This is a genomic window from Candidatus Eisenbacteria bacterium (genome assembly GCA_016235265.1).
In the GTDB taxonomy this organism is placed as follows: domain Bacteria; phylum Eisenbacteria; class RBG-16-71-46; order RBG-16-71-46; family JACRLI01; genus JACRLI01.
In genome coordinates this window covers 5316-19059 of record JACRLI010000023.1, presented here as the reverse complement: position 1 = coordinate 19059, position 13744 = coordinate 5316, and the positions used below count along the sequence as shown (strand labels likewise).

Sequence of the window (13744 nt, the reverse complement as noted above, 5' to 3'; positions counted from 1 at the left end):
ACTTCGTGCTATCCTCACCCCCGGCAACCAATTCCGCGACTTCAGCTCAGGGCGATTCGCCCGGAGGAATCATGTCCGAAAGAGTGCTGCTCGGCGACGAGGGCCTCGCTCTCGGGTCCGTCCACGCCGGCCTCTCCGCCGCCTACGCCTATCCCGGCACGCCCTCCACCGAGATCCTCGAGTTCCTGCTCGAATACCAGGAAGAGCACGGGCGCCCGCACGCGGCGTGGTGCATCAACGAGAAGACCGCCTACGCGCAGGCCCTGGGCGCCTGTTTCGTGGGCCGCCGCGCGCTGGTGAGCATGAAGCACGTGGGGCTCAACGTGGCCGCCGACCCGTTCATGAACTCCGCGCTGGTGGCCACGCACGGCGGCCTGGTGGTGGCGGTGGCCGACGATCCGGGCATGCACAGCTCGCAGAACGAGCAGGACAGCCGCTTCTACGCCGATTTCGCGCGCGTGATGTGCCTCGAGCCCGGCTCGCAGCAGGAGTGCTACGACATGACCCGCGAGGCGTTCGACCTCTCCGAGAAGTTCGGCGTGCCGGTGATGCTGCGCATCACCACCCGCCTGGCGCACAGCCGCACGGTGGTGAAGCTGCGCGCGCCGCGCGCCGAGAACGAGGTCCGCAAGGCCCCGCAGCGGGCCTCGTGGATCCTGCTGCCCGGCAACGCCCGGCGCGCGTGGCGAAGCCTCCTGGAGCGCCAGCGCGAGATGGTGGCGTGGAGCGAGGCCGCGGAGTGGAACACGCTCGCGCTGGCTCCCGACAACCACGAGCTGGGTGTGATCACCGCGGGCATCGCCCGCAACTACTACCAGGAAAACCTGCCGGAGCTCGCGCATGCGCCCTCCCACCTGCACATCGGCGCCTATCCCTTGCCGGTGGAGAAGATCCGCCAACTCGCCGCGCACGTGAAAAGATTGCTGGTACTGGAGGACGGCTATCCGTTCATCGAGCGGCAGCTGGCGGGGCTGCTGCCGCAGCCGGTGGAAGTGACCGGCAAGCTCACCGGTGCCCTGCCCCCGGACGGCGAGCTGAACCCCGACCTGGTGCGCGCCGCGTTGGGGCTACCGACGCGCGCCGGCGTGAAGCTGGAGGGCATCACCCTGCCCAACCGGCCGCCGCAGCTGTGCCAGGGCTGCCCGCACGGGCACGCCTACAAGGCGCTGAAGAAGGCGCTGGAGCCTTACGACACCAACATGGTCACTTCCGACATCGGCTGCTACACGCTGGGCGCGCTGCCGCCGTATTCGGCCATCGAGTCGTGCGTGTGCATGGGCGCCTCGGTGGGCATGGCCAAGGGCGCGGCGGAGGCGGGCTTCTTCCCGGTCACCGCGGTGATCGGCGACAGCACTTTCCTGCACTCGGGCGTGGCGCCGCTCATGGACGCGGTGTCGGCCAACACCAACATGACGCTGCTGATCCTGGACAACCAGGCCATCGCCATGACCGGCGGCCAGCCGCCGCGCATGCCCTCCTCGCGGCTGCACGACGTGGTGCTGGGCATCGGCGTGGATCCGAAGCACTGTCACGTGGTGGAGGCGATGCCGCGCCAGGTGGACGCCATCGCGGAACTGATCGGCAGCGAGATCCGCCACGAGGGGTTGTCGGTGATCATCGCGGTGCGCGAGTGCCTGGAAACCGCGCGGCGCAAGCGGCGCGAAGCCGTGGTGACGGCGTGAGGGGGACGAAGCCATGAAGTACGACATCATTCTGTGCGGCGTGGGCGGCCAGGGAGTGCTGAGCGTGGCCGCGCTGATCGGGCGGGCCGCCGCGGCCGAGGGGCTGCAGGTGAAGCAGTCGGAGGTGCACGGGATGTCGCAGCGCGGGGGCGCCGTGATGGCGCACCTGCGCTTCGCGGACCACCCCGTGGCCAGCGACCTGATCCCGCAGGCCGGGGCCGACCTGATCCTCTCGATGGAGCCGATGGAGAGCCTGCGCTACGTGGGCTATCTCGCAGCGGAGGCGGCGCTGGTCACGGCCACCGAGCCGTTCAAGAACATCCCCGACTACCCGGAGCTGGACACCGTCCTGGCGGCCATCCGGCGCCTCCCCCACTCACTGCTGGTGGACGCGGCGAAGCTCGCCGACGAGGCCGGCAACCCGGTGGCGGTGAACACCGTCATGGTGGGCGCCGCCTCGCGGCTGCTGCCGTTCCGCGCGGACACGCTGGAGAAGGTGGTGCGTGAGATGTTCTCGGCCAAGGGCGTAAAGGTCGTGGAGATGAACCTGAAGGCGCTGGAGCTGGGACGGCGGGCCTATGCCGCCAGCTCCCACACCTGCACCGCGTAGTGGTCGCGGCAGGCGTCGCAAAGGTCCGGCGCCGTGGCCGGCGGGACGACGTCCACCCACGCCGGCACCCAGTCCCAACGATCGTTCACACACAGATTGCGGAAGCGGCGGCAGTGCGCGCACTGGTGCAGCACGCCGCCGTCGTCCTCGTAGGGCTCGGGACGGGCGGGCATGGGCTCGCGGGCCTCGGGCACGTGCGGGGACTCCACGGTGAGCGTGTTCACCACCAGGAAGCCGGGCCCGCGCCGCAGCGGGTGCACCGTCATGTGGAAGCGCCGGTAGAGCTGGCGGCTGCAGGCTTCGTAGTCGTGCTGCTGGGGCTGCCCATCTTCGAGGCAGCGGTCGTAGAGCCCGCGGTAGAAGGGCTGCAGGATCGGCGGCGTCGCTTCCATGAGTTCCGCGCCCAGACCCCAGCACTCGGCGATCCCTGGCTGGCCGAAGTTCTGCGCGGCGAAGCGGGCCCATGCCGGGTTGACGTACGCGAGGGTGAGATCGGGCCACAGCCCGTAGACGGAGCCGGGGTGCCGCTCCAGGTGGGCCAGCTTGAAGGGCGCCAGCAGGGGCTCGAATTCCGGGTGCAGTCTCCCGTACATCGTCCACGCTCCGGGGCAGGGCTTGGGAACGGGCCGCACGGGGAGCAATCCCACCAGCGGCCGGGGGATGTGATCCGGGGTTGAGGGGATTATCGGCGCGCGGGTGGGGGGAGTTTAGGCGGCGCGGATGCGGGCATTTCGGGAGCGCGAGAGCGGAGGTTCACGCCGCGTCGGGGCGGGAGTTCAGGGCCGCGGGACGGCCACCGCGGCGAAGAAGGCCTTGAGCTTCGCGGGGTCCAGCCTCCCGGCGGCGCGCACGCCGCTGCACACGTCCAGCGCAAAGGGCCGCACTTCCCGAACGGCCGCTGCGGCGTTCTCCGGGCGGAGCCCGCCGGCCAGGAACACCGGCACGGTCAGCGCCACGCGGATCCGCGCCGAGAGCGCCCAGTCGTGCGTGCGCCCGGTGCCCCCCAGTTCCTTGACCGCCAGCGCGGGGTTGCCAGAATCCAGCAGCACCGCGTCCACCTCCTCCGCCGCTTCCCGCGCCTCCCGGATCGACTCCGGCCCGGTCACGTGCACCACCTGCACCAGTCGCACGCCGGGCAGCGCCGCGCGCAGACGCCGGTGCGCGCCGGGCGCCAGCCGGTCCACGAGTTGAATCGCAGTGGTGCCACAGCGCCCGTGCTGGGCGGCGATCTCCACAGGATCGGTCTTCGAGGTAAGCAGAAAGGTGGCCACCGGCGGCGGCACGGCGGTGGCAATCTCGCGGATGAGCTCCTCCGCGATCACGCCGGGCCCGCTGGGCATGGCCGACACGAGCCCCAGCGCGTCCGCTCCGGCGCGCACGGCCATCCAGGCCTCGTCCACGTCCTGGATGCAGCAGATCTTGACCCGGGTCCGGGCGGGGGCGTCCACGACGCTAGCGCACCGCCTGGGAGCCGCGCTGGACCCACTTCTTCCCCAGCAGCAGGCCCACCGGCGAGATCAGCGCCACGCAGCCGTAGATGAACCACATGGTGCCGGAGTCCTGCGGGCCGTTCCGGGGCAGGAAGCGCTCGATCATCAGCCCCGAGTACAGCCCGGTGGTGGCCTTGGCCAGGAACCACGGGATGCCCGCCAGGCCCATGTACGCGCCCACCTTGCCCGCGGGCGCCAGGTTGGCCACGTACTCGAGGAAGCGGCTGGCCCACATGGCCTCGCCGAACGAGAACAGCACCACGTAGGTGATCAGCGTGCCCAGGTGCGGGCCGGGCACCAGGATGAACGTGGTGACCGCCGAGACCGCGGTGCCCAGGATCATCATGGTGATGATGTTCACCCGCCTCGTGAGCGCCGCCAGCAGCGGCACGAAGATCACGATCACGAACGGGTTCAGCCCCTGGAACCACTCGTAGCGCGCGCCCACCGCCTTGGGGAAGCAGCGCATGACGTAGTCGGGCAGCGTGAGCCACTGGTGCGCGAACAGCGTGCGCACCGGGAGCAGCACGAAGATGAAGAACTGGAAGCGCGAATCCATGAACGGCAGCTCCTTGATCTTCGCCCCCAACGTGCGGCGGTCATGCTCGGGCTTCACCACATAGGCCACCACCCGATCGCGGTCCTCCACCTTCTTCGTGAACAGCAGCACGTTGGCCACCAGCATCAGAACGGTGAAGCCGATCATCCACCAGAACACCGAGGAGATGCCGCCGTGCGCGCGAATGAACGGCGAGACCATGGCCTCCGCCCAGATGCCCAGGTTCATGATGGCGTACAGCAGGCTGTAGCCGATGGTGGCGGTGCGCGGGTCGGTGAACTCCTTCACGCCGGCGTAGAGCGCCGGCTGGATCACGCCCTCGGCCACGCCCATGACGATCAGCCCGGCCCACAGCGTGACCGCCGCCACCCCGCCCATGCCCGGGCTCAGGGTCAGGAGAATCCGGCCCAGCAGCACCCCGGCCAGCGACAGCGTGAGCGCGTGGCGCACCCCCAGCCGGTCGGAGACGAACCCGCCGCCGAACATGCACAGCGTCACCAGCCCGGTGAAGGACGACACCGCGATGCCGGTCATGTGATCGGAGAAACCCACGGAGCCGCTGATGAACAGTGTCAGCAGGTTGAGCACGCCGAAGTAGGCGATGCCGTCGCCGAAGTTCACCAGGTTGACCAGCCAGAAGGCGCGCGAGGCGGAGAACAGCACCTTCACGCTCTCTCCCAGGGTCAGGGAGCCGTGGCCGTCGGCCGCGGCCTTGGGCGCCTCGGGCGCGCCGGGATGTTCCGCTTCGGTGTCGCTGTGGGCCATGGGTCTCCCTTTCAAGGCAACAGGTTCAGCTCCAGCCAGGAATCCAGCACCCGGGGCTCCGCGGGGTACAGCGCCTCCACCGGCAGCACCGCGGACGTGCCATTGCGGTAGCGGCAGCGCAGCTCCTGCCGCACCAGCAGCGCCCGGAGCCAGGTGAGCTGCGGGTTGGCGGGGTCGCGCACCAGCGAGTAGGCGAAGATCGTCGGGGACGTCACACCCACCGGGCGCGCCACCCCGAGAATGCGCGCGCTGTCCGGGGCGAACGTCACAGCCGGCGGGCGGCCGGTGAGGAAGCGGCCCGCCAGCGCGGACGGCGAGCGCTCGGACGCGACCCACGCGCCGGCGGCGCCGGTGCGCAGAGGGATCTCCAGCACCACCGCGGTCTGCTCCGTGTCCGATCCCGGGATCCGCGAGCGATCCACACGCACGCGCACCAGCAGCCGCGTCGAATCCGCGGTCACCTCCAGCGGAGCGCCGGGCAGCGGCACGGCGGCACCCAGGAGCGACCCCGGCATGGCGCGGCCCGCGCGCATCCGGATGGCGGCGGTGTCCGCCAGGACCGCGCGCCACGCGGGCGGCAGCGTGGAAAGCCCCACCTCCCCGGTGCGTGGCCCACCCGGCCCGGACCGCGGCGTCAGCGCCTCCCCCGGCGCGGGCAGCGCCGGCCCGGGAGGCTGCACCGTGAGCCCCGCGTTGCCCAGCGACAGCCCGCAGGCCAGCGCGAACATGCGGGACTGCTCCAGCGCGTTCACGGGGACCTGGTCCGAAGGAAAGGTGCCCGGACGCCCGGGGCCCAGTTCGAGCCTGTGGTCCATCACCGTGGCCAGCGCCACGCGGGCCTTGCGCGGGAACTCGGGACGCAGCTCGCGGCCCGCCTGGCGCAACCGCCAGGTCCAGATCGGCGCGCCGGCGCGGGTGTCGTCCCCGCCTTCCCCCCATTCGCCGCGGAGCACCGGAAGGCCCGCACCGTACTTCTCCTCGACGTGCCGGAAGTACTGGCCGGGCGAGGCCAGCGTGAGCCGTGGACGCAGGCCGGCCCCGTTCCACGCGCGCACCAGGTCCAACGCGGTCAATGCCCCGCTCACGTCCGCGTTTTCCCCCAACAGCTGCAGCAGGTCGGCGTCCAGGCCGGGAGCGGCGGTGCGCTGGCGGCGGCGCAGCGCGGCGTCCAGGAGGGCCAGGTCGGTCCGCAGGCGCGGGAATCTCCGGCGATCAGAGAAACGCGAGGAATCCAGCTTCGCGGGCCGCGGGCCCAGGCCCAGGTGTCCGTCGGGATCAACGTATACGAGCACCCGCGCGCCCGCCGCGGACTCCCACCAGAAGGGGCGGCGCACCAGCCCGGGCGGCAGCGGCGGCGGGGACGCCATGTGCGCCCCGACCAGCAGGTACTTGATCCCTTGCGCCGCCAGCGCGTCCACCAGGGCCTCGGGGCAGCCGGACGCGTCGTTGAGCAGCGCCACCGGCGGGCGGTGGCCCAGGGTGGTGACGAAATCCTCGAGGTGGAAGAACTGGAGATTCAGCCGCTCCTGGAACACGGACGCGTGCGGCGCCACCCAGGCCGCCCCGATGGCCAGCTGCCCGTTGCCCAGCAGCCGCCGCGCCTCCTCGAGCGCGCCCTCGTCGCCCCGGTGCCGGTCCAGCCACGCGCCGAAGGACCACGCGGCGTCCTCCGTCCAGCGGAAGTGCGGATCGGCCTGCGCGGCCGCCAGGACCGCGTCCAGGGTCTGGATTCGCCGTTCGAGGACCTTGGAAGGCGTGTCGGTGAAGCCCACGTCCTGGTGGCTTCCAGGGATGAGAAAGACCGTCTCCGGGCTCGCAGGAGCGGTGCCGGGCCGGGCGGATTTCGCCGCGCCCGCGCCGCGGGCGGCGTCCGGGAAGCACGCGGACGCCAGCAGCAGGGGGATGGCGGCAAGCGGGAACAGGAAGGCGCGGCGCATGGTTCGGGGAGTCTTCCACGAATGCCGGCCGGCAGGCAAGGGGCTCGGCCGCCCGGTGTCCGGGGGCCGCTGCCGCCACACCCACCGCCACCCCCGTTGCGCGCGCACGCCTTCGGCCCTAGCATCCCCGTGGGAGGAATCCGCCATGACCGACGACCGTTCCCCTGACTCGAAATCCCTCGACCGCCGCGAGTTCCTGCGCCTCGGCGCCACCGCAGGTGTCGGCTTTCTGGCCGGCGGGCTGAGCGCCACCGCGGCCACCGGGGCCTCCAGGACCGATGCCGCCGCGGACGCCGCCCGGACCGCGGGCCCGCTACCGGTCAATCCCCGCACCCACGACGCCATGCCCACGCGCAACCTCGGCCGCACCGGATATCGCGTGGGAGTGTTCAGCCTCGGCGGCCAGGCGGCGGTGGAGCAGGCGGACAACGAGGCGGCCGCGGTGGCCATCCTGGAAAAGGCCCTCGACCTGGGCGTGAACTACATCGACACCGCCGCGGCATACGGCGGCAGCGAGCGCTGGAGCCAGCGCTACGTGGGCCAGGTGATGAAGCGCCGGCGCGGCGAGGCCTTCCTGGCCTCCAAGACGCACGACCGCACCCGCGACGGCTCCCTGAAGCTGCTCGAGGAGTCGCTGCGCCTGCTGCAGACCGACCACCTGGACCTGTGGCAGTTGCACAACCTGACGCGGATGGAGCAGGTGGAGCAGATCTTCGGCAAGGGCGGAGCCATCGAGGCGCTGCAGGAGGCGCGCGAGCAGAAGATGGTGCGTTTCCTGGGCGTGACCGGCCACGCCGACCCGGACGTGCTGATCGAGATGATCCGCCGTTTCGACTTCGACACCGTGCTCATGGCGCTCAACGCCGCGGACCCGCACCACCTGAGCTTCGAGGCGAAGCTGCTGCCGCTGGCGGTGGAGAAGCAGATGGGGATCATCGGCATGAAGATCCCTGCGCGGGGCCGCCTGCTGGCCTCGTGGAACCCGCCGCCGCTGGACCAGCAGCGCGAGGCGGAGAAGCCGGCGAAGCCCGGGGCGCTGCACATGCGCGAGGCGCTCTACTACACCCTGTCGCACCCCGTGAGCACCGTGATCGTGGGCTGCGACTCCCCGGAGCAGGTGGAGGAGAACGTGAAGCTGGCGCGGGAATTCAACCCGTACAGCGAGGATCAGCTGGGGGCGCTGGTGGCGCGCACCGAGCCGATCGCGAAGCAGGCGCTGTTCTTCCGCCGCTGGGTGTGAGCGGCGGGACTACTTCGGCAGCTTTCCCAATAGCCGCCAGAGGCCGCGGTGGAACCTGTGCAACCCCGCGGTAGGCTCGGCAAACATGAGGATGCACTCGCCGTGCACCACCGCGATCCCCTGCTGTTCGCAGAATCGCAGCGCGGCCGGGGTGTCCGAGCCCTGCTGGATCCACACCCGCCGGATGCCCGCCGCGGCCGCGTCGCGCACCGCCTGCTCGGTCTTCGCCGCCGGCAGCACGATCAACGCGCCGCCCACCGGCTCGGCCAGCTCCGCCAGGGAGTGGCGGCAGGGCACGCCGTCAATCGCGTCCGCACCGGGGTGCACCGGCAGCACGCGGTAGCCCTTCGCGGTGAGTTCCTTCATCACGAGGTTGCCGAAGCCCCGGCCGCTCCGCGACGCCCCCAGCAGGGCCAGCGTGCCTTGGGCCATGAAACCCTTCACCGACTCCTTGCGGGTCATGATCGGTTCTCCTCCACTCGCCCGGGCGCCGCGACGGCCGCGCGCCACGGGAAACAGTGTGGCGGTCCGAACCGGGGCGCGCAAGAAGCCATCCAATCCAGGGCACGGCCGCGGTGCGGCGGTGCCCGCAGGCCCCCTGCGGAACCGGGATTCCCGCCGACGGCCCGTTCCGGCCGCCGGCTCGCCACCACCGATCCTCCCCGAATCATGGAGCTGACTCGATGACCCAGATTTCCGCCTACGCGGCCGCATCCGCGGGCGCGCCGCTGGCGCCATTCCACGTCGAGCGTCGCGAACCCGGCCCGCAGGACGTGGAGATCGACATCCTGTATTGCGGTATCTGCCACTCCGACATTCACCAGGTGCGCGACGAGTGGACCGGCGCGCTCTTTCCCATGGTGCCCGGCCACGAGATCATCGGCCGCGTCCGCAGGGTCGGGAAGGACGTGCGCAAGATCGCCGTGGGCGACATGGCCGGCGTGGGATGCATGGTGGACTCGTGCCGCGAGTGCGATCCCTGCCGCCACGACACAGAACAGTTCTGCCAGAAGGGCGCCGCGTTCACCTACAACGGCACCGAGATGGACCGGCGCACCCCCACCTACGGCGGCTACTCGACCCGCGTGGTAGTCACGGAGCGCTTCGTGCTGAAGATCCCCGCGGGCCTCGATCCGGCGGCCACAGCACCCCTGCTATGTGCGGGCATCACCACCTATTCCCCGCTGCGGCAATGGAACTGCAAGAAGGGCGACCATGTGGGCGTGATCGGTCTTGGGGGCCTCGGGCACATGGCGGTGAAGCTGGCCAGCTCGATGGGCGCGGAAGTCACCGTGCTGAGCAGCTCGCGAGCCAAGGAGGCCGATGCCCGCCGGCTGGGGGCCCGCGCCTTCGCCTCCACGGCGGAGGAGGAGACGTTCAAGCGCCTGGCAGGCGGCTTCGACCTGCTGGTGTACACCATATCGGCGCCGCATGACTACAACCGCTGCCTGGGGTTGCTGCGCCCCCTTGGGGCGATGGTGGTCCTGGGCGTGCCACCCGAGCCGACACCGGTGCACGCGTTCTCGCTCATCGGCGGGAACAAGCGGCTGGCGGGCTCCTTGATCGGGGGCATCGCCGAGACCCAGGAGATGCTCGACTACTGCGGCCAGCACGGCATCGTGTCGGACATCGAGATCATCCCGATCCAGCGGGTCAACGATGCGTACGAGCGCGTCCTCCGCGGCGACGTGCGGTACCGATTCGTGATCGACATCGCGAGCCTGGGGCAGGCGTAGAGCGGCCACAACCCAGCACGAAGCCCCGGCCGATCGCTCGGCCGGGGCTTCGAGTTTCAGGACTTCAGGAGACTGCGACTACTGGCCGAGCTTGCGCCCTGCCGCGGTCGCGGTCGCACCGACCAGGCCCAGGCCCATGAGGATCCAGGCGGACGGCTCCGGAACCGCGGGCGCGGGGGTCTTGGTGGTGCCGATGGTCACCACGGCGCCGGTCGGCGGGCTCCCGATCTCGAACGGGTTCATGCCCGCGCCCCACGTCGAGAAGCCGGCGTGGAAGGACTGGCCCCAGTTGGAGAGCGTGGCCAGCGTGAGGCCGCTGTACAGGCCGCTCGCGTTGCCGTCCACGGTGATGGCGTCGATGGTCTCGCTGGTCAGCCCGCCGTAGGCAGTGATGCCCCAGGCGGACGGCAGGTAGCCGAACGGGCTGGCATCGTAGACCGGGAACGCCAGGATACCGCAGTTGACGTCCGAGCCCGCGAAGAGGACCGCCCGGTCAAAGAACGACTTGGCAGCCGCAACGCCCGCAACCGAGTGATAGTCGGCATCGTGACCGGGGAAGATCATGTTGCCCGTGATGCCGGCCGCGAGGACCCCGCTGTTCAGACCGGACATGTCAAACCCGCCGGCCGACCAGCCGACGACCAGCGCCTTGTGGGAGGCCAGGTCACCGGCAGTGACCGGGTTGGAAGCGTCACGGACGTCGAAGCTGAACCCGCTGGCGGTCATTGCGGCCTGGATCACGTCCTGGCTGCCGCCGGAATCGTACACGAGGTAAGGGGCAGCCGACGCAAGGCCGGCCCAGGCGATCAACGCCATACCGACAATCAGGAGTTTCTTCATATGGGTGTGTCCTTTCGGCGAGGGAGCGCTGGGCCCGCGGAGAGCGGGCCCAAGCAGGCTGCGGGACAGCGGACGGCCGCGCCGAACCCGTGGATTTCAAGACAGTACCGCAACCTCGAACCCGAGACAAGATAATTGAGCACGCGGCAGAGTTGATACTGGGGCGTCATGCGCGCATGGATGCAGCGGCGCGGCGCGGGATGGGTCGGAGAATCCGGTGGCCGAGTCCGCGTCCGGCCGGGAGGCCCCCAACCGTCGCTCCCGCCCCGGATCCCCCCAACAGAAAGCCCCGGCCGACGAATCGGCCGGGGCCCTGTATTTCGGATCTTCGAGAGGTTACTGCCCGATCTTCCTGCCCGCGACGACCGCGCCGGCCAGCCCCAGGCCCATGAGCATCCAGGCCGACGGCTCGGGAACCGGAGGCGCAGGAGTCTTGGTGGTGCCGATGGTCACGACGGTCCGCTCCGGCGGGCTGCCGATCTCGAACGGGTTCATGCCCGGTCCCCACTGCGTGAAGCCGGCGTGGAACGACTGTCCCCAGTTGGAGAGCGTGGCCAGCGTGAGGCCGCTGTACAGCCCGCTGGCGTCGCCTTCGGCGGTGATCGCGTCAATGGTCTCACTCGTGAGGCCGCCGAACGAGCTGATGCCCCAGGACGCCGGCATGTAGCCAAACGGGCTGGAGCTGTAAACCGGGAAGGCCAGGATGCCGCAGTTGACGTCTGAGCCCGCGAAGATGACCGCGCGAGTCATGAACGACTGCGCAGCGGCAACGCCAGCGACCGTGTGATAGTCGGCGTCGTGACCGGTGAAGACCATGTTGCCGGTGATGCCGGATTCGAGCACCGAACTGTTGAGCCCGGACATGTCGAAGCCGCTGGCGGACCAGCCGACCACCAGGGCCCTGTGGCTGGCCAGGTCGCCGGCGGTGACCGGGTTGGAGGCGTCGCGGACATCGAAGCTGAAGCCGCAGGCCGTCATGGCGGCCTGGATCACGTCCTGGCTGCCACCGGAATCGTAGACCAGGTAGGGGCTGGCTCCGACGGTGCCCACGCTCACAAGCAGGAGCACCGCGGCCAGCAGGAGCTTGCCCTTCATAATGAGTCTCCTCTCGATAAGGGATACACGGGCACGCCGGAAGCGGGTCCCTCCGCGGGACTGCGGAGGAGCCGACGGTCTCGCGGTTCCCAGCGAACCCTGTGACGATATCACGGTCTCATAAGCGAGTCAATCCAGGCCCAGACCCGGGCATCAGCCATCGCGGTCCGCTCACGCAAACCGTTGCCACGAAAGACTATGGGCTGGACGTGGCGACCGTGCGCCGACGCTTCCGGCGCGGAATGCGCTTCACGCGAAGCCGAATACGAGCGGGAACGCGGCCACCACGAAGACCGCCCAGAAGGAGTAGACGGGGAGATACGACGTCTGCCACCGCTCGAGGGCGCTGAATGGCGCCCGACCCCGCAGGAAGCGGGCGTAGAGCCACGCCGACCAGCCGAGATTGACGAGCAGGACCAGATTCTCGCCCAGCGCCGCGGTGCGATTCGGCGTGAAGCCGAAGTCCGAGATCCGGGCCGCGATGGCCGCCAGGGCGACCACGTCCACCACGAGCGCGCTCACGACGAGGGTCAGATGGAGGAGATCGAAGGGGCCGGGTGGCGCGAGCGGATCCCGCGCGGAAACGGAGTACAGCAGGAGCCCGAGCACGACAGCGAGCAGCAGATCGAAGCCGATCAGGACCTCCCGCCGGAGGTCAATTCCGCGGCTCGTCCAGATCATCGTCGCCAGGAACACCACCAGGACCACGGTGAAGAGCGGTGCGAAGATCCGTGTGAGCACGGGGGCCATGTTCTCGATCACGCCCTGCTTCATTTCGACGAGCCAGGATGCGATGAGTACCGCACCCATCGCGCCGCAGGGCATCAGCCACTGCACGATGAACCCCTCCGCCCGGAGGCCGATGGCCTTGAACATCTCCGCCGTGAACATCGCCAGGACTCCGCCGCCCAGCGCGATCAGGACGTAGTAGATGAACAACTCGCCCGAGAATCGAATGAAGTTCATGCGCTCATCCGAGTCCCGCCAGCGGAAGCCGGCATAGGCCAGGCCCACCACCAGCCACAGGGCGATGGGCAGGTGGATCACCGCCAGGCGGAACGTGTCGCCCCGGGGCCCAAACGGATAGAGGTTCACCAACAGGGCGGTCGCGGCGAAAGGAATGAGCAGCCGCACCAGGCCCGCGGCGCCCAGGTCCCGCTTCCAGGCCAGGTAGGCGGTCAGGATCGGGAGAACGAAGAAGCCCACGTTGCGTGCATAGAAATTCTGTTTGTCTGCCGCGAAGTGGATGCCGAAGAGCTCCGGGAGCTTGATGGCAATGGCGGCCGCCACCGCGAGAGCCAGGACCACGATCGGTTCGGCCCGCAGCGGCTTCCCGCCGGAGCCGTCCGCGCCGAGCACGAGCTGCCGCCACATCCGTTCGGAGTGCTCCCGGGCGAATTCACGGGACAGGGCGTTCAGGCTGCCGATCCGCTTCACCGCGACCAGGAAGGCCTCGTCGGCATCCAGGCCGGCGCCGGTGAGCGCCTCGATCTGATCCCGCAGATGTCCCTCGAGCTCCTCGACATCGGGGCCCGCGATGGCCTTGCCGCGGGCGACGAATGTCCGCCACTCCGCGATCTGGCGTTCGAGCACTTCAGCGTCCACGCTCATTCGATCAGAGTCCTTCAGGGCAAGGGGTCGGGAGCCGTCCGCACGGCCAGGAGGGACCAGACGTTTCGCAACGCGGCGTCCACGGCTTCCCACTGCCGTCGCTCCGCGGCGAGCTGTTCCCTTCCCTGCGGCGTGATCCGGTAGTACTTGCGCTGCCGCCCGATCTCCGACTTCTGCCA

12 protein-coding genes and 1 pseudogene (1 of these 13 running past the window's edge) are annotated in these 13744 nt (G+C 70.0%); 4 read left to right on the top strand and 9 right to left on the bottom strand.

The features are described from left to right. Positions 1–71: 71 nt before the first annotated feature. Together HZB25_12540 and HZB25_12535 are read left to right on the top strand one after the other, a co-directional pair. On the top strand, positions 72–1682 hold the full coding sequence (locus HZB25_12540; protein ID MBI5838057.1) for an indolepyruvate ferredoxin oxidoreductase: 1611 nt from the start codon (positions 72–74) through the stop codon (positions 1680–1682). Between the two features lie 13 nt (positions 1683–1695). Next, positions 1696–2292, top strand: coding sequence for an indolepyruvate oxidoreductase subunit beta (locus HZB25_12535; protein MBI5838056.1), 597 nt, complete (start codon positions 1696–1698; stop codon positions 2290–2292). On the opposite strand, the gene HZB25_12530 is transcribed toward HZB25_12535, so the two are convergent. From HZB25_12530 to HZB25_12515, 4 genes are all read right to left on the bottom strand, one after another. Next, positions 2259–2885 carry a hypothetical protein gene (locus tag HZB25_12530; GenBank protein ID MBI5838055.1) on the bottom strand — a complete coding sequence of 209 codons (627 nt, stop codon included), beginning with the start codon at positions 2883–2885 and terminating at the stop codon, positions 2259–2261. The two genes, HZB25_12535 and HZB25_12530, sit on opposite strands and share 34 nt — an antisense overlap. A gap of 183 nt (positions 2886–3068) precedes the next feature. Next, positions 3069–3740 (bottom strand): phosphoribosylanthranilate isomerase, encoded by a 672-nt coding sequence (locus tag HZB25_12525; protein MBI5838054.1) that lies wholly within the window; start codon positions 3738–3740, stop codon positions 3069–3071. A 4-nt stretch (positions 3741–3744) separates the two neighbouring features. Continuing rightward, a complete protein-coding gene (locus tag HZB25_12520; GenBank protein ID MBI5838053.1) occupies positions 3745–5106 on the bottom strand; it encodes an MFS transporter in 1362 nt (453 codons plus the stop codon). An 11-nt stretch (positions 5107–5117) separates the two neighbouring features. Then, positions 5118–7043 carry a hypothetical protein gene (locus tag HZB25_12515; GenBank protein MBI5838052.1) on the bottom strand — a complete coding sequence of 642 codons (1926 nt, stop codon included), beginning with the start codon at positions 7041–7043 and terminating at the stop codon, positions 5118–5120. A 343-nt stretch (positions 7044–7386) separates the two neighbouring features. Between HZB25_12515 and HZB25_12510 the strand changes: the two genes are divergently transcribed. Continuing rightward, positions 7387–8283 carry an aldo/keto reductase gene (locus tag HZB25_12510; protein MBI5838051.1) on the top strand — a complete coding sequence of 299 codons (897 nt, stop codon included), beginning with the start codon at positions 7387–7389 and terminating at the stop codon, positions 8281–8283. Positions 8284–8292: 9 nt separating this feature from the next. Here the strand turns inward: HZB25_12510 and HZB25_12505 are convergent, their stop codons facing one another. Next, positions 8293–8745, bottom strand: a complete 453-nt coding sequence (locus tag HZB25_12505; GenBank protein MBI5838050.1) for a CoA-binding protein — start codon at positions 8743–8745, stop codon at positions 8293–8295. A 221-nt stretch (positions 8746–8966) separates the two neighbouring features. Between HZB25_12505 and HZB25_12500 the strand changes: the two genes are divergently transcribed. Then, positions 8967–10019 (top strand): NAD(P)-dependent alcohol dehydrogenase, encoded by a 1053-nt coding sequence (locus HZB25_12500; GenBank protein ID MBI5838049.1) that lies wholly within the window; start codon positions 8967–8969, stop codon positions 10017–10019. A 78-nt stretch (positions 10020–10097) separates the two neighbouring features. Here HZB25_12500 and HZB25_12495 read toward each other — a convergent pair whose 3' ends face one another. The 4 genes and pseudogenes from HZB25_12495 to HZB25_12480 form a co-directional block, all read right to left on the bottom strand. After that, positions 10098–10859 (bottom strand): PEP-CTERM sorting domain-containing protein, encoded by a 762-nt coding sequence (locus HZB25_12495; GenBank protein MBI5838048.1) that lies wholly within the window; start codon positions 10857–10859, stop codon positions 10098–10100. Positions 10860–11195: 336 nt separating this feature from the next. Continuing rightward, a complete protein-coding gene (locus tag HZB25_12490) occupies positions 11196–11954 on the bottom strand; it encodes a PEP-CTERM sorting domain-containing protein (protein ID MBI5838047.1) in 759 nt (252 codons plus the stop codon). A gap of 249 nt (positions 11955–12203) precedes the next feature. Beyond that, positions 12204–13565: a hypothetical protein gene (locus HZB25_12485; protein MBI5838046.1), complete on the bottom strand. Its 1362-nt coding sequence runs from the start codon at positions 13563–13565 to the stop codon at positions 12204–12206. 14 nt (positions 13566–13579) lie between these two features. Then, positions 13580–13744, bottom strand: a pseudogene (locus tag HZB25_12480) (helix-turn-helix transcriptional regulator) (it continues 226 nt past the right edge of the window).

Coding starts and splice junctions, on each gene's coding strand:
- HZB25_12540 (MBI5838057.1), top strand. CDS start 72: ATGTCCGAAAGAGTGCTGCTCGGCGACGAGGGCCTCGCTCTCGGGTCC.
- HZB25_12535 (MBI5838056.1), top strand. CDS start 1,696: ATGAAGTACGACATCATTCTGTGCGGCGTGGGCGGCCAGGGAGTGCTG.
- HZB25_12530 (MBI5838055.1), bottom strand. CDS start 2,885: ATGTACGGGAGACTGCACCCGGAATTCGAGCCCCTGCTGGCGCCCTTC.
- HZB25_12520 (MBI5838053.1), bottom strand. CDS start 5,106: ATGGCCCACAGCGACACCGAAGCGGAACATCCCGGCGCGCCCGAGGCG.
- HZB25_12515 (MBI5838052.1), bottom strand. CDS start 7,043: ATGCGCCGCGCCTTCCTGTTCCCGCTTGCCGCCATCCCCCTGCTGCTG.
- HZB25_12510 (MBI5838051.1), top strand. CDS start 7,387: ATGCCCACGCGCAACCTCGGCCGCACCGGATATCGCGTGGGAGTGTTC.
- HZB25_12505 (MBI5838050.1), bottom strand. CDS start 8,745: ATGACCCGCAAGGAGTCGGTGAAGGGTTTCATGGCCCAAGGCACGCTG.
- HZB25_12500 (MBI5838049.1), top strand. CDS start 8,967: ATGACCCAGATTTCCGCCTACGCGGCCGCATCCGCGGGCGCGCCGCTG.
- HZB25_12495 (MBI5838048.1), bottom strand. CDS start 10,859: ATGAAGAAACTCCTGATTGTCGGTATGGCGTTGATCGCCTGGGCCGGC.
- HZB25_12490 (MBI5838047.1), bottom strand. CDS start 11,954: ATGAAGGGCAAGCTCCTGCTGGCCGCGGTGCTCCTGCTTGTGAGCGTG.
- HZB25_12485 (MBI5838046.1), bottom strand. CDS start 13,565: ATGAGCGTGGACGCTGAAGTGCTCGAACGCCAGATCGCGGAGTGGCGG.